This window comes from Novosphingobium sp. fls2-241-R2A-195 (genome assembly GCF_030209485.1).
Lineage (GTDB): Bacteria > Pseudomonadota > Alphaproteobacteria > Sphingomonadales > Sphingomonadaceae > Novosphingobium > Novosphingobium resinovorum.
Genome location: NZ_JARVRY010000002.1, coordinates 24,339 through 43,831, shown reverse-complemented (window position 1 = coordinate 43,831; position 19,493 = coordinate 24,339). Strand labels below are relative to the sequence as shown.

The following is a 19,493-nucleotide window of genomic DNA, read 5'->3' as shown; positions in this document are numbered from 1 at the left end:
CCGCGCCTTGCTTGCGCTGCCCGGGAGGACCTGCAGCGCTTGGAAAAGCCCACACAATCAGGTGACGGGCCAGAGGAGTACGATACAGTGGCTACCAACTGGACACCGGAGAGCTGGAAGACGCAAGAGGCGCGCCACCTCCCGGTTTATGGCGATCAGGCGAAACTCAGCGAGGTCGAGGCCACGCTTGCGAAGTTTCCGCCGCTCGTCTTTGCCGGTGAAGCCCGTGCTCTGAAGGCTGACCTTGCCGAAGTCGCCGCCGGTCGCGGTTTCCTGCTCCAGGGCGGTGACTGCGCCGAGAGCTTTGCCGAATTCAGCGCCGACAACATCCGCGACAGCTTCCGCGTGCTGCTGCAGATGGCGGTGGTGCTGACCTTCGCCAGCAAGCAGCCGGTGGTGAAGCTGGGCCGCATGGCCGGCCAGTTCGCCAAGCCGCGCTCGGCCCCGACCGAGATGGTCGGCGGCGTCGAGATGCCCAGCTACTTCGGCGACATCATCAACGGCATCGAAGGCAACGCCGAGGCGCGCCGCAACGATCCCGAGCGCATGCTGCGCGCCTATGGTCAGTCGTCCTCGACGCTGAACCTGCTGCGCGCCTTCGCGCACGGCGGCTATGCCAACTTGCGCCAGGTCCACCAGTGGACGCTCGACCACATCGGCCGCAGCCCCTGGGGCGAGAAGTTCTCGCAGATGGCCGATCGCATCGGCGAAGCGCTCGACTTCATGGCGGCTTGCGGTGTCGAACCCAGCTCGGTTCCGCAGCTTCAGGGCACCGACTTCTACACCAGCCACGAAGCGCTGCTGCTCCCTTACGAGCAGGCGCTGACCCGCCGCGATTCGCTGACGGGCGACTGGTACGACTGCTCGGCGCACATGCTGTGGATCGGCGACCGCACCCGCTTCGAGGGATCGGCCCATGTCGAGTACCTGCGCGGCGTCGGCAACCCGATCGGCATGAAGTGCGGTCCGTCGCTTGAGCCGGACGCGCTGCTGCGGATGCTCGACACGCTGAACCCGGGCCGCGAGCCGGGCCGCATGACGCTCATCAGCCGCTACGGCCACGACAAGGTCGAAGCTGGCCTGCCCAAGCTGGTGCGCGCCGTGAAGCGCGAAGGTCATCCGGTGGTGTGGTCGTGCGACCCGATGCACGGCAATGTCATCAAGTCGGACAGCGGCTTCAAGACCCGTCCGTTCGACCGCATCCTCGCCGAAGTGCGCGGCTTCTTCGCGGTGCACCGCGCGGAAGGCACGCACGCTGGCGGCATCCACATCGAGATGACCGGGCAGGACGTGACCGAGTGCACCGGCGGCGCCATCGCCATTACGGACGAGGCGCTGAAGGACCGCTACCACACGCACTGCGATCCGCGTCTGAACGGTGCGCAGTCGATCGAACTGGCGTTCGAGATGGCGGACCTGCTGAACCTTGAGGCTACTCAGGGGCAGAAGCAGGCGGCTTGAAGTCGAAGGGGAAGGCAGGGGTTTACCACCCCTGCACCCGGTGAAATGGCTTCGGTGTGCGGGCAGTTATGGCCCACACCGAAGCCCAAACTTCGTCATTGCGAGCGAAGCGAAGCAACCCAGGGCCGTGTAGTGCTGCCCTGGGTTGCTTCGCTTCGCTCGCAATGACGGATTGGGGAGGTGATGCCGATATACGGGGCCTGCGGAACGTAAACCCCTGCGTCTCTCTTCCCGTCTTGACCCCAGGAAATGCACGGTCCACCCATGCGACCATGACAAAGCATTTCCGCCCCCACGGCTATACTGCCGCCGCCGTCGCGGCCCTCGCTCTTGCCTCGTCGCTTTCCGCGCAGGCGCCCACCGACACCATGATGAACGAGCAGGTGAAGTCCTACGACTGGGTTCGCCCTCAGGCGGACTACGTGCGCAAGACGGTGATGATCCCGATGCGGGACGGGACCAAGCTGTTCACCGTCATCATCTATCGCAAGGGCACTCAGGACGGCCCGATCCTGCTCAGCCGCACGCCGTACAATGCGGACAAGATGAGCAGCCGCAACCGCAGCCAGAAGATCGAGGAAATCCTGCCCGTCGCCGACGCCGAATTCGTCAACGACGGCTACATCCGCGTCTATCAGGACGTGCGCGGGCTGGACGGGTCGGAGGGCGACTACGTCATGAACCGGCCTTTGCGCGGGCCGCTCAACAAGACGAAGGTCGATCACGCCACCGACGCCTACGACACGATCGACTGGCTGGTGAAGAACGTGAAGGAGAGCAACGGCAAGGTCGGCATCACCGGCTCGTCGTATCTGGGCTTCACCTCGCTGATGGCGCTGATCGATCCGCACCCGGCGCTCAAGGCCGCCGTGCCGCAGAGCCCGATGGTCGATGGCTGGATGGGCGACGACTGGTTCCATAACGGCGCCTTCCGCATGTTCGGTTTCGACTACGATCTGGGCCAGACGGTGAAGAAAGGCGGCGGCGACGTTCCGCGCGGCGGCGGTGACGATTACACCGCCTACCTCGAAGGCGGCTCGGCGATGGACTATGCCAAGGCCTATGGCCTGCTCGACCTGCCGGTGGTGCGCAAGGTGCTGGAGCATCCCAGCTACGACGCATGGTGGCAGGGTCAGGCGGTCGACAAGCTGCTTGGCGCGCGCAAGCTGACCGTGCCGACGATGCTGGTGGTCGGCCAGTGGGATCAGGAGGACAGCTACGGCGCCCCGGCGGTCTATCAGGCGCTGAAGGCGGGCGGCAACGACAACGTCAGCCTCGTCATCGGTCCGTGGCGTCATTCTCAGGTGAACTACGAAGCACGCGAACTCGGCCCGCTCAAGTGGGAGGGCGATACCGGCTTGCAGTTTCGCACGCAGTACATGAAGCCGTTCTTCGACTGCCACCTCAAGACGAACGCGCCTGCCTGCGATACGCCGCCGGTGCTGACATACGCCACGGGCGAAAACAAGTGGGAGGTGTCGCAGGCATGGCCAGCGGGTGCCTATACACCGCTCTACCTAGGAGCCAATTCCTCACTGTCGTGGAGCAAGGGCGCGGCCGGGACCGACAGCTACGTCTCCGATCCCGCGAAGCCGGTGCCGATGCTGCCGCGTCCGGTTCACATGAAGGGCGACGAGTGGAAGACCTGGCTGGTGCAGGACCAGCGCTTCGCCGACGGCCGCACCGACGTGCTGAGTTACCAGACCGGCGTGCTCGACAAGCCGGTCCACATCAAGGGCGCGCCCAAGGTGGACTTGCGCGCGGCGACGTCCGGGCAGGACAGCGACTATGTCGTCAAGCTGATCGACGTCTACCCTCAGGAGAACACCGCCGATCCGAAGATGGCGGGCTACCAGCTGGGCATCGGCATCGAGATCTTCCGTGGCCGCTACGTCGGCGGTTTCGACAAGCCGCAGGCGCTGGAACCGGGCAAGGTCTACGACTTCAAGTGGGCACTGCCCAACGTCGATCATGTGTTCCTGCCGGGGCACAAGATCATGGTGCAGGTCCAGTCCAGCCTGTTCCCGCTCTACGATCGCAATCCGCAGAGCTGGGTGCCCTCGATCATGGACGCCAAGCCCAAGGACTACGTGAAGGCGACCGAGACGGTGCATTTCGGCGGCGATCAGGCCAGCGCGGTGTGGCTGCCGGTGGCGGGGGAATGATCTGAAAGGGGCTTCTCCGGCCAGCAAGAGGTGCCCCTCCAATTCAAAATTACGTTGTCACCCCCGCGAAGGCGGGGGGCCAACTGATGACTGCGCAACACGCGATGTCATCAGTTGGGTTCCCGCCTTCGCGGGAATGACGAGGTAGGAAGACGACGGACCGGCCGGGCGCACCCCGCGCCCTCAATTCTCCCCGAACAGCTCTCGCTGCGAGGCTTCGATCTCCTCGAAGTAGCGCCGCCTTGCATGCCGTTCGGTCACCACGCCCACGACGTTGCCGACGCCGTCCACCACTGCCAGTTCGTCCGCCACGGCAAGGTCGAAGGCTTTCAGCATCGCCCGGATGTCCGTGACCGGCGATAGGGTATTCGCCTGCAGCGTCGCCAGCGTGCCGACCGGCGTGTCGGGCGGAAGTTCGGGGTTGTACGCCGCAGCCGTGGCCACGATCCCGGCATAGTGGCCTTCGTCATCGAGCAGGATCGCCTTGCTGGTCGAACCCAGCGGCACTTGCGCGCGGAAGTCCGCGACCGAGAGGCTGGCTGCCGCGCTCTTCCAGTCCTTGCGCATGATGCGCCCGGCCGTCAGCGCCAGCATCCAGCCGATATCGCGCGGGGACCGGATGATCGAGCCACGCACGTGCAGGCGCCAGGTGGAGAACGAATAGCCGAAGGTCTCGCGGGTCAGGGCGCTCGACACCAGCGAGGCGGTCAGCACAACGCCCATCAGCGCGAAGTCGTGGGTGGTCTCCAGCATCAGCATGGCCAGCGTCATCGGGCCGCCCACCACCGACACCGCGAGCGCGGACATGCCGACCAGCGCTGCGTCGTTGATGTCGAGCGCGATGCCCGCCATCGATGCCAGCGCGGCGAAGATCAGCCCGACCAGAGAGCCGATGAACAGCGAGGCGAAGAACAGGCCGCCGCGAAATCCAAAGGCGATCGAGATCGCGGAGGCCAGCACCTTGAGCACCAGCACGGTGACGAGGAACTGCAGCGCCGGTTGCATCGCGATGTTGAGGTGCATCGCCCCGTGCCCGGCTGACAGCGTCTGCGGGGTCACCATCGCCAGCGGCATCAGCAGGAACCCGCCGATCACCGGTTTCCAGCGCGCGATGCGTCCGCTTACGCCCTGCATCTTCTGCTCCGCGAACGTGACGAGGCGCATCATCGCGATGCCCACCAGCGCGCAGGCGAGGCCCAGGATGGTGTAGATGAAGTAGTCGCCGGTGGTCAGCGTGCGGTCGGCGGCGGTGGCGATGAGGTAGGGCTCCACCCCCAGCGCCCGCGTCACGAAGGCGGCGCCCAGCGCGGCAGCCACGACCGGGGCGATCGCGGCGGGCGTATACGTTCCGATGACGATTTCGAAGGCGTAGAACGCGCCCGCCAGCGGCGCTCCGAACGCGGCGCCGACCGCTGCGCCCGCGCCCGCGCCGACAAGGGTGCGCATGTCCGAGCGGCGCAGCTTGAACCACTGCCCCAGCACCGAGGCGACGCCGCCGCCCATCTGCGCATAAGCCGCCTCCAGCCCCACCGATGCACCCGCGCCGTTGGAGAGGATCGTCTGGACCGAGATCACCAGGTTGTCGACGAAGGGAATGCGGCCGCTGTGCAGCGCGTTGGCCTCGACGACGTCGATCGGGGCGCGGCGGCGGGTTTTCAGGAAATGCGTCATTGCCACCAGCACCAGCCCGCCCAGCGGCAGCGCCAGCAGCCGCCACCAGTTGCGGATCTCGCCGAGCGCACTCAGGCGGTTGTCGCCGATGCCGTAGAGCAGTCGCTGGATGGCGTGGGCGATGAAGCCCTGCAGGTTCGTCAGCCAGCCCGCCGCCAGCCCGGCGACGAGGGCCAGCACGATGAAGGCCATTTCGCTCGACCGCAGCCGCTGGCGCTGCCGGATGGCCAGGGCCTTGAGAGCGTGAATCCCCATGCGTCGCATCGGGCCGATTGGGCCGGGCAGGGAGGGGGAGTCAAGCGGAAGTAAGATGGGAAAAGACCCACCCCCAGCCCCTCCCGCAGGCGGGAGGGGAGAAACAGCGCCACACCCTCCCGCAGGCGGGAGGGGAGAAACAGCGCCACGCTCTCCCGCCCGCGGGAGGGCCGGAAGGCTTGGGAGCGCAGCGACCTAGCCGTACGGGGTGGGTGTTCGCTTACTTCGGCGGCATGCGGATCGCGCCGTCGAGGCGGATGCATTGGCCGTTGAAATAGATGTTGCGCACCAGTTCGAGCACCAGCGAGCCGAACTCCTCCGGATTGCCGAGACGGCGGGGGAAGGGCACTGCCTTGCCGAGGTTCTCGTACACTTCGGGCGCATGTTTCTTGACGCGCAGCATTGGCGGCGTCGCGAAAGTGCCCGGCATGATCGCGTTGACGCGGATGCCGAGGTCCATGAGGTCGCGCGCCATCGGCAGGACCATCGCGTTCACCGCGCCCTTGCCGCCGCCGTAGGCGACCTGTCCGATCTGACCGTCCTCTGCGGCGGCCGAGGAGGTGAGGATGATCGTGCCGCGTTCGCCGTCTTCGTTCAGGGTTTCCGCCGTTGCCATGCCCAGCGCCGCGATCGAGGCGACGCGGTAGGAGGCGGTGAAGATTCCTTCGGCCGACTTGGCGATCTGCTCGGTCGGCGTGCGCTTGTAGCCGCCGGTCTTCTTGTCGAACGAGACGGTCTTGCCGCCGCCCGCGACGATTGCGCAGTGGACGACGATGCGCTCCTGCCCATGGGCCTTGCGCGCCTTGGCGAAGCCGGCCTCGACGCTCTCCTCGCTGGTGATGTCGACGTTGCAGAACACGCCGCCGATTTCCGCCGCGAACGCTTCGCCCGCTTCCTCGCTGATGTCGAAGATGGCGACCTTGACGCCTGCATCGGCCAGCGCCTTCGCACTCGCCCGGCCAAGGCCCGAGGCGCCGCCGGTGACCACGGCGGCAAGGGTGTTGTCGATCTTCATGTTCATCTCCCCGAATCGTATCTAGGGTCTGGCTAGCGCAGCCCGCTCCGCCGTGTCGCGGCGCCGATGCTAACCCGGCGCAAGTATCGCTCTGGCGTCCCGGACCACGGGCTTTGCGGTCGCGGGGAACCGAGTATGGCGCGGCGTATTCTGCCTGATGCCCTGCCGTGAGGAATTCATCATTGCGTAACCGCCTGCTCGTCTTCCTCTGCCTGACCGCGCTGCCGTCGATGGTGCGGGCCGAGGACCGTGACTACTGCCCCGATCGTCCGGGCATTTCCACGCCTGCATGCACGCTCGGGCCGGGCGAATGGTCGGTCGAGGTGGGCGTGGGCGACTGGACCCTGAACCGGGATGCCAGCCAGCGGCAGGACGTGATCCTGCTGGGCGATACCCTGCTGCGCCGTGGCATCGCCGAGCATGCCGAACTGCAGGTGGAGTGGTCGGCGCTCGGCCTCGCTCGTACGAGGGATCGGGCAAGCGGGGGCGTCGATCATGTGACGAGCGTAGGTGACGTGACGCTGGCGTTGCGCCGCAATCTGATCAGCCCGGACGGCTCCGGCTTTTCTGTCGCGCTGATGCCCTTCGTATCGCTCCCGGTCGGACGCGAGCCGGTCGGCGCCGGGGACTGGGCGGCGGGTCTGCAGGTGCCGCTGTCCTACGAACTTACGGATGCGGTGAGCCTCGTCACCACCACGGACTTCGAGGCTGCCGTGGACGAGGATGGCCACGGGCGGCACTTCGCGTTCGACGAGGCAGTAGGCGCTGCGCTGAAGCTCGACGACAGCCTGGCCGCCACGGCCGAATACCAGTTGACGGCGGATCGCGATCCGCAGCATCGCCATGTCGAGCATCTCGCCGGATTGTCGCTCGGCTGGCAGCCGGCGGACGATCTTCAGCTGGACGTCGGTGCCAATGCCGGACTGGATAGGGATGCGCCCGACATGGAGGTGTACTTCGGGGTGTCGCGGCGGTTCTGACGCCCGTGGGTCAGAGTGCCTGATCGGCCGGGGCGAAAGTGCGGAAAATCCGCCGCAGATCGTCGCGGCGCGTCAGTGCATCGGCCAGCGTGTAACGATCAAGTACGTCGAGGAAGGCACGTGTCGCCTCGTTGAAGACGCGCGGCAGGGTGCAGGCGGTGTGCACTATGCAACTCGTGCAGTCGACCAGCTGGAAGCCGGTTTCGGTATGGCGTACGACCTCGCCGACGGTGATCTCGTTCGCCTGGCGACCCAGCCTCAGGCCTCCGCCACGACCGCGTACGGTTTCTAGAAACCCGGCCTGGCCAAGATCCTGCACCACTTTCATCAGGTGGTTGCGTGAAATGTCGTAAGTCTGCGCGATCTCGGCGATAGAGGAGAGGTCCCCTTCGTCCCGCGCACCGACATGCAGCAGGACGCGCACGGCATAGTCGGTGTAACGGGTCAGTTGCACGCAGGCGTTCCGAAGCTGGTCATCGGATACTCATGCCGTGCAAGTGCAGTGCGATGCAACCCGTGCCGATACAATGTCTCATCACGGGGCGGTCGGACGACAGGCGGTTCGCCGCCTGCCGTCCGCATTTATCGTTCAGAACAGGGCAATGATTCCGCGCGAAGGGTCGACGAGGCCCTCCCAGATCATCTTGCCCGCGACCCACAGGATCACCAGCAGACCGACGTAGGCGAGCCAGCGATAGCGCTCGATCACGCGGGCGAGCACGTTGGCGGCAATGCCCATCAGCGCAACCGAGAGGATCAGCCCGACGGCAAGGATGCCGGGGTGATCGCGGGCCGCGCCCGCGACTGCCAGCACATTGTCGATGCTCATGCTGACGTCGGCGACGGCCACTGCCCATGCCGCGCCCGCGAAGCTGCGTGGGGCGACCTTGGCGATGGTCGAATCTGGGTGCTCGTCGGTGTGGTCCTCGCGCAGTTCGCGCCACATCTTCCATGCCACCCAGACGAGCAGGAGCCCGCCCGCGAAGACGAGGCCGACGATCTGCATCAGCTGGCTTACCACGAGCGCGAAGGCGACGCGCAGCACCAGCGCGGCGATCACGCCGATCATGATGACCTTGCGGCGCATCGCGGCGGGAAGCCCGGCGGCGAGGGCGCCGACGACGATCGCGTTGTCGGCGGCCAGCATGATGTCGATCAGCACCACCTGCCCGAAGGCGGACAGCGCGGCCGGGCTGGTGATGTTGGAGAAGTCGGCAACGATGTGCTGCCACAAGTCGGTCATGCGGTATTGTCCCTGTTGGTCCACGCGCCGCGGATGGCCGCGACGAGGAGGTCTGCGTAGCGCCAGCCTACAGCGGCGGCGGCGATTGTGGAAAGGCTGTCCTCATGCTCGCGGCCGGGTCGGCCCGCGCCGGTGAGGTTGGGTTTGATGTTGACGTCGAACAGCAGGTAGGCGCCGGTCACGTCCTGGCGGCAGTCGATCCGCATCGGGGTGCGGATGCCGATCAGCGATGCGGCCTGTTCGCAGGCGGCGGTGACGGTGACGATAGCCGGGTTGGCGCGTTCCTCGCATGTCATCGCGGCGCTGTTGGTGCTGACGGGGACGTCGCCGTTGTAGGGGGCGACGTCGTCATGCTGGTCGAAGCGGCGGACTGGGGGGAGGGCGAAGGGGCCTTGCGCGCCTTCCCGCGCGGCGGCGGGCATGACCGTGATGGTGATCTCCTGACCGGGCAGGAATTGCTCGATCATGATCGCGGTGCCGAACTTGCCGCCTGCGACGATGGCGCGGGTGCCTGCGATCATCTCGTCGAGGCTGCGCGCCACGCTGACGCCCTGACTGCCGCGCCCGCGCAGGGGCTTGACCACCAGCGGCAAGTGCCCGGCGAAGGCGGCAAGCTGCGCCTCGATGTCCTGCGCGGCGCCGTCGACCACCCAGGAACCGGCGACGGGCAGGCCCTCTGCGGCGAGGCGGGCGTTGGTGGCGGCCTTGTCGTCCACGTCCTGCATGGTGCGCGGATCGGCGCTGACCACCCATGCGCGGCGGCTGGCAGCTTCGATCGGGTGGCCGTCGAAGACGACGGTGTTGGCCCAGAGCAGTGTCGCGCCAGCGGCCAGCGCGGCGTCGATGCCTTCGGGCGTGTCGGGCCAGACCCAGTCGAACACGGATGTGGGATCGGGGTCGGCAACCGGCGTCACCAGCGTGCAGCCGACCGCGCGCAAGGCCACGCCCATGTCGGCGCCGCTGTCGGAATAGCCGCCGGGCTTGGCGTCCTTGCGCTGGCCGTCGATCACCGGCGGCTCGATCGCCTGATAGAGGATCGCGATTTTCTCGGCGAAGGGATCAGACATCTCGGCTTCTCATCAACTTGAAGGCGGCGGGCGCGCCGATGATGACCAAGACCACGCGGACGAGGTGGTGGACGACCACGAAGCTCGCCTCTAGCGCCAAGCTGAGGGCCACCATGCTCATCTCCGCCACGCCGCCGGGCGAGTAGGCCAGCGTCAGCAGCGCCGGGTCCAGCCCGGTAGCCCAGCCGATGCCGAAAGCCCAGACGAAGGTTATGACCAGCAGGATCGCGGTCGATCCCGCCGCCAGCATCAGCGTGCGCAGCAGCGTCGGCAGGTCCAGCCCGACGAAGCGGCAGCCGATCGTCGCGCCGAGGCCGACCTGCGCGGCGGCGATGGCCCATGCCGGGATGTGGAAGTCGCTGAGGCCCGTCAGGTGGACGGCGGCGCTGACGAACAGCGGCCCCATCAGGTGCCACGCGGGGAGTTTCAGCGCGCGGCCGATCACGCTGCCGACGATCATGCAGCCGAGCGCCCATGGCAGCAAGGTCCAGTCGGCCACGCCCGAAACCTGGGGAGGAAGCGGGGCGTGGCCGGTCTCCGCCTCGAACAGGCGGATGAGGAAGGGGAGGATGAAGACGACGAGGAAGATCCGCGCGCCGTGGATCAGGCCGATCGTGCGCTCGTCCGCGCCGCGCTCGGAGCCGAGGACGACCATCTCGGCGATGCCTCCGGGCATTCCGGCGAAGTAGGCGGTGGGCGGATCGAACCTGGCGATCTTGCGGAAATAGAAGACGCAGGCGACGGCGGCGCTGGTCAGGAACAGCGGGAGCAGGGCGATCGGCACGATCCACTGCGCAGCCTGCGCGGCGATGCCGGGGTGGAACGCACTGCCCAGCACGACGCCGAGAACCGCGGACATCGGCCTGCGAGTGGCGGAATTCGCGGCGATCGGCAGGCGCGCGATGCTGCCTGCCGCGCACGCGGTCATCGATCCCAGCACCCACGGCAGCGGGGCATGGATCGACCAGAAGAAGGCGCCGCCGCACGCGCCGACGGCGAGTGCGGCGAGGAAGCGCAGGATGACGCCCAGCGTCCCCGCGTCACCGATGATCCCCCGCACCGTCATTGCGAGCCCCGCAGGGGCGCGGCAATCCAGCGCGGCGTGAGGCCGCCCTGGATTGCTTCGCTACGCTCGCAATGACGAGGGGGAGAGATCACTTTGAAGTACATCCATCGTCACCCTGAACTTGTTTCAGGGTCCATCCCCCGGTTTGCGCCGGAGGGTAGTTTCGCCAGCGGAACCGGCGGTCTGCGGCCCAACGTTCCGGCCCACGCGGCCCGATGGACCCTGAAACAAGTTCAGGGTGACGGCGGGGCGTGTGGAGGAAGGTCGGGCGCGCGTTCATGCTTAGCCGACGAACGGGAAGGCCAGCACCGCCATGCCCACCACGGTCATGACGAGACAGCACAGCGCCGCCGGGACCAGCGTGAACTTCTGGTGATCGGCCAGATCCACACCGGCAAGGCTCACCAGCAGGTAGGTCGAGGGCACCAGCGGGCTGAGCAGGTGGACCGGCTGGCCCATCAGCGAGGCGCGGGCGATCGCCATCGGCTCGACGCCGTAGTGCGCCCCGGCCTCGGCGAGGATCGGCAGCATGCCGAAGTAGAAGGCGTCGTTCGAAATGAAGAACGTGCCCGGCAGGCTGATGAGCGCGGTGATGGGCGCCATGTAGGGGCCAAGGACCGGCGGGATCAGGCCGACGACTTCCTTGCTCATCGCCTCGACCATGCCGGTGCCCGAGAGGATGCCGGTGAAGATGCCCGCCGCGAAGATCAGCGAGACGACCGAGAGGACATTGCCCGCATGGGCGCTGATGCGCTCCTTCTGCGACTTGGTGTCCGGGTAGTTGGCGATCATCGAGATCGCGAAGGCCAGCATCATCAGGATCGGCAGCGGCAGCACGCCCCAGACCAGCAGCACCAGCAGCGCGACGACGAGCGCGCCGTTGAACCAGATCATCTTCGGGCGGCGCGCTTCGGGCCACTGCGAGACGGCGAGGTCGCTGGCTTCCAGCGCGGCGAGGTTCTCGACCTTGCCGATGCGGCGGCGTTCCTTGCGGCCGAAGTAGATGGCAAGGCCGATCAGGAACGCGAGGCCCGCGATCATGCCCGGGATCAGCGGCAGGAACAGCGCGGCCGGGTCCAGCTTCAGGGCGCTGGCGGCGCGCGCCGTCGGCCCGCCCCACGGCGTCAGGTTCATCACGCCGCTCGTCACCATCAGCAGGCAGACAAGGTAGAGGCGGTTCATGTCGTAGCGCTTGTAGAGCGGCAGCATGGCCGCCATCGTGATGATGTAGGTGGTCGAACCGTCGCCATCGAGGCTGACGAGCGCGCAGAGCACCACCGAGCCGATCAGGATCAGCATCGGGTCGCCGTGGACCAGCCGGATCAGCTTGCCGACCAGCGGGTCGAACAGGCCGGTGTCGGTCATGGTGCTGAAGAACAGGATCGCGAACAGCAGCATTACGCCGGTGGGCGCGAGGTTCTTGACGCCGTCGATCATCATGTCGCCGAGGCCCGCATGGAAGCCGGCGACGAGGGCGAAGAGGGTGGGCACGACGCTCAGCGCGACCAGCGGGGTCATCCGCTTGGTCATGATGAGCGTCATGAAGGTGGCCACCATCAGGAAGCCGATAAGGGCGAGACTCATTGTTGGTCCCCGGTTCTGGTCATGGTTTGAAAGGGAAAGGCTTAGAAGGTGACGCCGACACGCGCGGTGAGCGTCTCGCCGTCATCCTTGCCGGTGTAGATCCCGGCGGTGTTCTCGGTGTTCCAGTGGATCGCGTTGACCTGGAAGCGCACGAAGCTGTTGAGATACCAGTTCGCGCCCAGCGTCGCCGCCCACCCTTGCGCGGGGGTGGCAATGTCCTTGAACTCCAGGTTCTCGTAGCGTGCGGTCAGCTCGATCGCGCCGGGGCCGCCGTCGAAGACGGGGCGCAGCACCTTGGGCTGGCCAAAGCTGCCGAGGCGGGGGTTGTAGGGCGGCAGGTCGCCGGTGATGAAGAAGCCGCCCGAGACGCTCCACGCCTGCGTGACGAAGTCAGGGCGTCCGTTGTCGAGCCGCGCGTGGCGTTCGCCCGCCTCGGCCATGACCCACAGCGGGCCGGTGTAGCCGCCGAGTTCCGCGCCGTAGCCGGTGGTGCCGGTGCCGCCGATGATGTCGCCGGTCGACAGCCGCAGCGCGCCGTTGAAGCGGCCGCCGATCACGGTGCTCCGGCCCAGCGAGTTCTTGCCCGGCTGGAGGTGCTCGTCGAATCCCCAGATGCCGAGGTGGAGCACCTGACGCGGGCTCTTGATCGGGTTCCAGTGGGCACGGGCGATCACGGTGCGGTTGTCCGAGGTGGACTGGTCGCCGTCGATGCGGTCGCCGGTGAGGGTGAGCGAGGCGTGGCCGGTCTTCCAGAACAGGCGCGGCATGATGCCCAGACCATAGAAGGCGCGCTGCGGGATGATCGCGGTGGCGACCACGGTACGCTCGGTGAACGGGGTCGAGTCCGAACCGGTCGAGCCTTCGAAGCTGCGGTCGTTGAACAGGTGGCCGACGCGCACGTCGTAATCGAGGCCGGGCGCGATCTTGTTCTTCCAGCCGATGAAGGCGGTGACGACATCGACCGCGTTCTCGGAGAAATCGCTCTCGAACTGGTAGAACAAGTGGCTGCCGACGGTGCCTTCGAGGCCCATGCGCAGCGCGCGCATGCCGGTGGTCGTCAGGTTGCGGCCGTCGTACCTGGAGCCACGGGTGGTGCTGACGTCGGTGATGATGCGGCCGCGCGGCTTGAAGCTGAAGGTGCCGTCGCCCGAGTGGAATACCGGCAGGCCCTGGCCCCATTCGGTCGTTACGTCCGTCGCGGCGACGGCGGTGGCGCGCACGCGCTCGATGTCACGCTCGGCCGGGCCGGGGGGAAGCAGCTGCGCCGCATAGGGCTGGGTCGAGAGCACGGTCGGCGCGGCCTGCTCGGGTTCGGCGGCGGCGACCACCACGGGCGCGTTTTGCCGCGGCGTTGCTGCAGCGGTGCGGGTGGCTTCCAGCGCATCGACGCGCTGGCGCAGCGAGGCGATCTCGGCGGCCTGCGCGCGCACCAGATCGGCGAGTTCGTCGCGCGTCGGGGCCTGCGCCAGCGCGGGGTTGGCAACTGCCAGCGCAAGGAATGCTGCACTGGCCATCAGAGTACGGGTCATGGTTTTTGTTCTCTCCCTGTGACCAGAGCGGCGTTCCATTCGCGCAGGAATCGCTGCCGGGTCAGGTGATCCAGATTGACGAGAAGTTGAGGGCCGACGCGCACTACGCGCGTCTGCTGCGTAGGCAGGCGGCGGGCGGGTACGTCGGTGCGCACCGGCCACAGACTGTGCCGGGCAAGCTGGGCCTGCCCGGCGCGCGAAAGAAGGAAATCGAGGAACAGCTTCGCCGCCGCCGGATGGCGCGCGTCCCGTCCGATGAAGGCGATGCGCGAAGTGACGAGCGTGTAGTCCTTGGGGAACACCACACCCAGCTGCGGACTGCGGCGCGCCTGTTCCAGCGCGTAGGAGCCGATGACATTGTACGCGATCGCCAGCTTGCCGGAGGCGACGCCTGCCAGCATCGGCTGGGTGCTGATTTCCAGAACGGGGCGCGTCGCGCCGATCGCCTCGACCAGCGAGCGGGTGTCGCGCGTCGCGAGGAAGTCCTGCGAGAGATAGAGATAGCCGGTGTTGGAGCGGGCCGCATCGAACGTCGCGACCTTGCCGGTGAATTCGGCGCGGCGGCGGCGCAGCAATTCCTCGAGTCCCTGATGCGTGCGCGGGGCCTGTGCGTCGGATATGATCCTGCGATTGTAGACGAAGCCGATCGGCTCGGCGGTGACGCCGTAGCCCATGTTCTTCCACACCGCCGTTTCGGGCAGGGCGGGCTTCTCGGGGCTGGCGTACTGCTGCGCGTAGCCGTCGTTGATGAGCTTGATCTGCTGGTCCATCGCCGAGGACCACACGATGTCGGCCGAATACTGGCGGCTGCGCGTCTCGCGGGTGTAGCGCTGGTACATCTCGGTCGAGCCGATGTCGGCGTAGTAGACCGCGATGCCGGGGAAGAGCCGTTTGAACTCCGCCACCACCGGCACCATCTCGGCGCGGTCGGCATTGGCGTAGATGCGTACCTTGCCGTCGGCGCGGGCGTCGGCGATCAGCGTGTCGTAGCTGCGCGGATAACCGGAGGGGCGCTGCGGCGCCTCGGGCTTTTGCGCGGCTGCGGGTCCGGCCAGAAGGACCGCTAGTGCCAGAACAGGGGTGAAAGAACGCATTGTCGACTCCTCTCGCTTTCCGCCTCTATGTTCGGATAAGCAGCGCTCGATGATGTACGTTTTCAACCTGTCACTGACCTTTCATGGATTTCGATCGTGAGAATCCTTATCGTTGAAGACGACGCGGCACTGGCACGGGGCATCCTTTCGCTGCTGCGCGCGGCGGGACACGCGGTCGATCACGTGGCGGGCGGGGAGGAAGCGCTGTCGGTTTCGGCGACCGAGCCGTATTCGCTGGTGATCCTCGACGTCGGCCTGCCCGACATCGACGGGTTCCAGGTGCTCGCTCGCCTGCGCGCGCGGGGCGACCAGTCGCAGGTGTTGATGCTGACCGCGCGTGACGGCCTCGACGACCGGGTGCGCGGCCTCGACCTCGGCGCCGACGATTACTTGCGCAAGCCCTTCGAGGTGGAGGAACTGGAGGCCCGCGTGCGTGCGCTGGGCCGCCGCCGGGGCGGCGATGCGGCACCTGAAATCGCCATCGGGGCGATGACGGTGAATCGCTCCACCGGCCGCGTCGAGGTGGCGGGGCGGCTCATCGAATTGCGTCGCCGCGAATGGGCGGTGCTGGAGGCGCTGGCTGCCCGCGCCGGCCAGATCGTCTCGCGCGAGACGCTGCAGGCCGAGGTCTTCGGCTTCGACGACCCGGTCGGCTCCAACGCGCTTGAGGTCAACGTCACCCGCCTGCGCAGCAAGCTGGCGCCCGATGGACCGGCGATCCGCACCGTGCGCGGGGTGGGTTACATGCTCGACCCTTCGACAGGTTCAGGGTGAGCGGATGTTGTGCCATAGATTCAAACCCGCTCAGGCTGAGCTTTTCGAAGCCGCCTCCTGCATACGCCAGCTTAGCCCATGAAAGGCGCGATTTCCCTGCGCTTCCGGCTGCTGCTGGCGATGTTCGGGCCGCTGGCGGCGCTGGCGCTGGTGCTGGGACTGCTCGGCTGGGTACTGATTTCCGACGTCGTGCGCCGCACCAACGACCGCGTGCTGGGCGGCGCGCTGGGCGCCATCGCCGAGACCGTGCAGGTGGAGCGCGGCGAAGTCACTCTCGACCTGCCGCCCGCCGCTTTCGGCATGCTGGAGAACTCCGAGCGCGACAACGTCTACTACCGGATCGCCGTGGGCAATACGTTGCTCACCGGCTACGCGGATCTGCCCGCGCCCGACATTTCCGTGCTCTCCGTCGATGAGCCGCGCTTCCGTTTCGCGCAGTTTCGCGGCCAGCGCATCCGCATAGCCGAGATCCGCCGCAACCTGCCGCGCATCGATGCGCCGGTCGTGGTGCAGGTGGCCGAGACGCTGCAGAACCGTAATTCCCTGCGCGACAAGCTGATGATCGCGCTGCTGATCGGTGAGTGCGTGCTGGTCGGCATCGTGCTCCTGCTGATCCGCCCCGCGCTCGGGTGGAGCCTGCGGCCACTCTCGGACCTGCGCGGCGTGATCGAGGCGCGTGATACCCGCGCCGCACCCGATCTCTCGCCGCTGCGCACCGGACCGTTGCCGACCGAACTGCGCCCGCTGTCGCGCTCGTTCGACCGGCTTCTGGCGCGGCTTGACGATGCCACCACCGGCATGCGGCGCTTCACCGCCGATGCTTCGCACCAGATGCGCACGCCGCTCTCGGTGCTCAAGGTGCAGGTCGCGCTGGCGCGGCGCGGCTCGGGTGAGGCGCTGCACGAGATCGAGGAGGCGACCGACCGCCTCGAACGCCTGCTTACACAACTCCTCACGCTTGCCCGTGCCGACGAGGCGGGGGTGCTGCCGCCTGATCACGAGATCGATCTCAAGGAACTGAGCCAGCACGTGATCTCCCGCCGCATCCGGCAGGCGATCGAGGCGGACGTTGAATTGCTGCTCGAGGCCGGGGAAGGGCCTTACCGCATCCACGGACATCGCACGCTGGTGTTCGAGATGCTGTCCAACCTCGTTGATAACGCCATCCGCTACAATCGCCCCGGTGGCATGGCGCAAATCGAACTGAGTGCGGAGGCGGGCGTGGTCCGGCTCGCGGTGGTCGATACCGGCCCCGGCATTCCGGCCGAACTGCGCGAGATGGCGATGTCGCGCTTCGCCCGGCTGCAGGGCGAGCGCGGGCCGCCCGGCAGCGGCCTCGGCCTGGCCATCGTCAAGTCCACCGCCGAGCGCATGGGCGCACAGCTCGAACTCGGCGATGCGAAGCCGGGCCTGCGGGTGACGGTGACTTTCACGGTTTGACGATCGCTGCCATCTCGCTGGTGGTCATGCGGAAATCCGGGCACTATGATAAGGCAATTCACCCTCGCGCTTTCATGGAGCGCAATTTCACGGGGCACGTCCGCATGAGCCTGCAGATCCTCCTGGTCGAGGACGATTCCCACCTTCGCCGCCAGCTTACCGAGCAACTCGGGCATTTCGAGCATGAGGTGCAGCCGGCCGGTGACGGGCAGGAAGCGCTGTCGCTGCTGGGCAGACGGCCCTTCGACGCGGTTGTGCTCGACTGGATGCTGCCGACGATGGACGGCGTCACGCTCCTGCGGGAGATGCGCGGGCAGGGCATGACAATGCCGGTGCTGATGCTGACCGCGCTTGGCCAGACGCTCGACAAGGTCGAGGGGCTGGAGGCGGGCGCCGACGACTACGTGGTGAAGCCGGTCGATCCGCTCGAACTGAACGCGCGGCTCAATGCCCTCGTGCGGGCGCGGCGTACGACCGAGCAGCCCAGTGATACGATTGCTGCGGGCGATATCGTGATCAGCCCCTCGCGCCTCATGGTCTGGCGCGGCGGACAGCCGCTGGCGCTTTCGCAGACCGAGTTCCGGCTGCTGCTGGCCCTCGCACACGATGCCGGCGAAGTGGTGACGCGCCCGATGCTGATCGAGCGGATCTGGGGGCAGGACTTCGAGACGACGACCAACATCGTCGATGCCCATATCCGCCAGTTGCGCGTCAAGCTGCTGCAGCACGGAGACGACCCGATCGCCACCGTGCGCGGCATGGGGTACGTGCTGCGGGCATGAGGCCGCTTCCCCGATCCCTGCGCGGTCTCACCGTAGTTTTCCTCGCGCTGTTCCTGACGGTTACGGCGCTGGCGGGGTTCGGAACCTTCTTCGGAACAGCCTCGATGGTGCGGGTGCTCGTCGACGAGCGTATCGAGTCGGAGAGTGAGACGCTGGTGCCCAAGGGGACCACGCCCGATCGCGGGGAACTCAGCCGTCATATCGTGGAGATGGCACGGCAGCGCGATACCGGCGACCTCGGCGTGCTGCTGAGCGATGCGCAGGGCAACCCCATCGTCGGCAACGTCCGGCTGAACCGGGAACTGCCGCTGGGCTACTCCTCGCTCGGACGGGACGACCGTATCGAGGGCCTGAGTGCGGGCCGCGTGTGGGTGCGCGAGATCGGCGGCGGGATGCGCCTTGCCGTCTTCGCCGAGACCGAGCCGGTCGACAATTACTTCGCCATGCGTCGGCGCATCTACTTCGCCGGGTTCGGCGCCATTGTGCTGGTGGTGCTCGCCGGACTGCTGGCGTTTCGGCGGCTGGTTGGCAAGCGTATCGATGCGGTGCGCCAGACGGCGGAATCTATCATCGAGGGCGATCTGGCCCAGCGCGTCCCGATGCCCGGCGATGGCGGCGAGTTCGACCAGCAGGCGGGGGCCTTCAACCGCATGCTCGACCGCATCGGCCAGCTCATGGGCGAAATCCGCAACGTTTCCAACGATATCTCGCACGAGATGCGCACTCCGCTGGCGCGGCTGCGCAACGAACTCGCGCTGCTGGAGCAGAGTGCCGCTGCCGAGCCGGTGCGGGAGCGGGTAGCCATGGCGCGCATGCAGGCGGACGAACTGCTCGGCATGTTCTCCGCGATGTTGCGGATCGCCGAGATCGAGGACGGATCGCGCCGTGCCGGTTTTCGGCCGCTCGACATGGGAGAACTGGTGGCGGAGATCGTCGAGATGGTGCAGCCCGTCGCGCAGGAGCGTGGCCAGCGCGTGCTGATGGAACGCGCCGACGAGGCGAAGCTGGTCGGCGACCGGCAACTCCTGTCGCAGCTGCTGGTCAACATGCTGGAGAACGCCGTCCGGCACACACCTTCGGGCACGCGGATCAGGGTCTCGGTTGCGCGCGAAGCGGAAGCGGTGGTGCTTGTGGTCACTGACGATGGTCCGGGGATACCCGCAAGCCAGCGCGAGCATGTGATGCGCCGGTTCGGGCGTGTCGAGCGGGCGGGGCAGGCCGGTGGTCAGGGCGGTGGCCATGGTCTGGGCCTGCCGCTGATGGAGGCGATCGTGCGCCTCCACCGGGGGACGCTGGCGCTGGAGGACGCCGGGCCGGGCATGCGCATCGTGGCGAGATTGCCGGTTTGAACGCAATCCTCCCTGTCG

The 19,493-nt window shown here is 67.2% G+C and carries 16 protein-coding genes; 7 read left to right on the top strand and 9 right to left on the bottom strand.

Annotated features, from left to right (window positions below):
• Positions 1-87 precede the first annotated feature (87 nt).
• The gene (locus QRN25_RS00970) at positions 88-1,461 is read left to right on the top strand and encodes a class II 3-deoxy-7-phosphoheptulonate synthase (protein WP_036523741.1); all 1,374 of its coding nucleotides are present in this window, start codon (positions 88-90) and stop codon (positions 1,459-1,461) included.
• 272 nt (positions 1,462-1,733) lie between these two features.
• A complete protein-coding gene (locus QRN25_RS00965) occupies positions 1,734-3,626 on the top strand; it encodes a CocE/NonD family hydrolase (RefSeq protein ID WP_285016900.1) in 1,893 nt (630 codons plus the stop codon).
• A 183-nt stretch (positions 3,627-3,809) separates the two neighbouring features.
• Here the strand turns inward: QRN25_RS00965 and QRN25_RS00960 are convergent, their stop codons facing one another.
• Positions 3,810-5,561, bottom strand: a complete 1,752-nt coding sequence (locus QRN25_RS00960) for a chloride channel protein (protein WP_502910400.1) — start codon at positions 5,559-5,561, stop codon at positions 3,810-3,812.
• Between the two features lie 211 nt (positions 5,562-5,772).
• On the bottom strand, positions 5,773-6,567 hold the full coding sequence (locus QRN25_RS00955) for an SDR family oxidoreductase (protein ID WP_285016897.1): 795 nt from the start codon (positions 6,565-6,567) through the stop codon (positions 5,773-5,775).
• Between the two features lie 182 nt (positions 6,568-6,749).
• On the opposite strand from QRN25_RS00955, the gene QRN25_RS00950 reads away from it, so the two are divergent.
• Positions 6,750-7,547, top strand: a complete 798-nt coding sequence (locus QRN25_RS00950) for a transporter (protein ID WP_285016895.1) — start codon at positions 6,750-6,752, stop codon at positions 7,545-7,547.
• Positions 7,548-7,557: 10 nt separating this feature from the next.
• Here the strand turns inward: QRN25_RS00950 and QRN25_RS00945 are convergent, their stop codons facing one another.
• The 7 genes from QRN25_RS00945 to QRN25_RS00915 all read right to left on the bottom strand — a co-directional run bounded on the left by QRN25_RS00945 (position 7,558) and on the right by QRN25_RS00915 (position 15,130).
• Complete coding sequence (locus QRN25_RS00945; RefSeq protein WP_285016894.1) at positions 7,558-8,001, bottom strand: Rrf2 family transcriptional regulator; 444 nt, start codon at positions 7,999-8,001, stop codon at positions 7,558-7,560.
• Between the two features lie 135 nt (positions 8,002-8,136).
• A complete protein-coding gene (locus QRN25_RS00940) occupies positions 8,137-8,790 on the bottom strand; it encodes a YjbE family putative metal transport protein (protein ID WP_285016892.1) in 654 nt (217 codons plus the stop codon).
• Positions 8,787-9,857 carry a D-alanine--D-alanine ligase family protein gene (locus QRN25_RS00935; protein WP_285016891.1) on the bottom strand — a complete coding sequence of 357 codons (1,071 nt, stop codon included), beginning with the start codon at positions 9,855-9,857 and terminating at the stop codon, positions 8,787-8,789. The genes QRN25_RS00940 and QRN25_RS00935 overlap by 4 nt, the downstream gene beginning before the upstream one ends.
• A complete protein-coding gene (locus tag QRN25_RS00930) occupies positions 9,850-10,923 on the bottom strand; it encodes an AbrB family transcriptional regulator (protein WP_285016890.1) in 1,074 nt (357 codons plus the stop codon). The genes QRN25_RS00935 and QRN25_RS00930 overlap by 8 nt, the downstream gene beginning before the upstream one ends.
• A gap of 282 nt (positions 10,924-11,205) precedes the next feature.
• Positions 11,206-12,507, bottom strand: a complete 1,302-nt coding sequence (locus QRN25_RS00925; protein WP_285016889.1) for a CitMHS family transporter — start codon at positions 12,505-12,507, stop codon at positions 11,206-11,208.
• 41 nt (positions 12,508-12,548) lie between these two features.
• A complete protein-coding gene (locus QRN25_RS00920) occupies positions 12,549-14,036 on the bottom strand; it encodes an OprO/OprP family phosphate-selective porin (RefSeq protein ID WP_285016888.1) in 1,488 nt (495 codons plus the stop codon).
• Entirely contained in the window at positions 14,033-15,130 is a 1,098-nt protein-coding gene (locus QRN25_RS00915; protein ID WP_285016886.1) for an ABC transporter substrate-binding protein, read from the bottom strand. Before QRN25_RS00915 ends, QRN25_RS00920 begins: the two co-directional genes overlap by 4 nt.
• 96 nt (positions 15,131-15,226) lie before the next feature.
• Here QRN25_RS00915 and QRN25_RS00910 point away from each other — a divergent pair, with 96 nt between their 5' ends.
• The 4 genes from QRN25_RS00910 to QRN25_RS00895 all read left to right on the top strand — a co-directional run bounded on the left by QRN25_RS00910 (position 15,227) and on the right by QRN25_RS00895 (position 19,475).
• Entirely contained in the window at positions 15,227-15,904 is a 678-nt protein-coding gene (locus QRN25_RS00910) for a response regulator (RefSeq protein ID WP_285016885.1), read from the top strand.
• 78 nt (positions 15,905-15,982) lie between these two features.
• Positions 15,983-17,344, top strand: coding sequence for a sensor histidine kinase (locus QRN25_RS00905; protein ID WP_285016884.1), 1,362 nt, complete (start codon positions 15,983-15,985; stop codon positions 17,342-17,344).
• A gap of 104 nt (positions 17,345-17,448) precedes the next feature.
• Complete coding sequence (locus QRN25_RS00900; RefSeq protein ID WP_285016883.1) at positions 17,449-18,126, top strand: response regulator transcription factor; 678 nt, start codon at positions 17,449-17,451, stop codon at positions 18,124-18,126.
• Positions 18,123-19,475 carry a sensor histidine kinase gene (locus QRN25_RS00895; RefSeq protein WP_285016881.1) on the top strand — a complete coding sequence of 451 codons (1,353 nt, stop codon included), beginning with the start codon at positions 18,123-18,125 and terminating at the stop codon, positions 19,473-19,475. Before QRN25_RS00900 ends, QRN25_RS00895 begins: the two co-directional genes overlap by 4 nt.
• Positions 19,476-19,493: the final 18 nt, after the last annotated feature.

Bases quoted from the DNA above. Each gene is read 5' to 3' on its own strand.
- QRN25_RS00965 (WP_285016900.1), top strand. From the start codon at position 1,734: ATGACAAAGCATTTCCGCCCCCACGGCTATACTGCCGCCGCCGTCGCG.
- QRN25_RS00960 (WP_502910400.1), bottom strand. From the start codon at position 5,561: ATGCGACGCATGGGGATTCACGCTCTCAAGGCCCTGGCCATCCGGCAG.
- QRN25_RS00955 (WP_285016897.1), bottom strand. From the start codon at position 6,567: ATGAAGATCGACAACACCCTTGCCGCCGTGGTCACCGGCGGCGCCTCG.
- QRN25_RS00940 (WP_285016892.1), bottom strand. From the start codon at position 8,790: ATGACCGACTTGTGGCAGCACATCGTTGCCGACTTCTCCAACATCACC.
- QRN25_RS00935 (WP_285016891.1), bottom strand. From the start codon at position 9,857: ATGTCTGATCCCTTCGCCGAGAAAATCGCGATCCTCTATCAGGCGATC.
- QRN25_RS00930 (WP_285016890.1), bottom strand. From the start codon at position 10,923: ATGACGGTGCGGGGGATCATCGGTGACGCGGGGACGCTGGGCGTCATC.
- QRN25_RS00925 (WP_285016889.1), bottom strand. From the start codon at position 12,507: ATGAGTCTCGCCCTTATCGGCTTCCTGATGGTGGCCACCTTCATGACG.
- QRN25_RS00920 (WP_285016888.1), bottom strand. From the start codon at position 14,036: ATGACCCGTACTCTGATGGCCAGTGCAGCATTCCTTGCGCTGGCAGTT.
- QRN25_RS00915 (WP_285016886.1), bottom strand. From the start codon at position 15,130: ATGCGTTCTTTCACCCCTGTTCTGGCACTAGCGGTCCTTCTGGCCGGA.
- QRN25_RS00905 (WP_285016884.1), top strand. From the start codon at position 15,983: ATGAAAGGCGCGATTTCCCTGCGCTTCCGGCTGCTGCTGGCGATGTTC.
- QRN25_RS00900 (WP_285016883.1), top strand. From the start codon at position 17,449: ATGAGCCTGCAGATCCTCCTGGTCGAGGACGATTCCCACCTTCGCCGC.
- QRN25_RS00895 (WP_285016881.1), top strand. From the start codon at position 18,123: ATGAGGCCGCTTCCCCGATCCCTGCGCGGTCTCACCGTAGTTTTCCTC.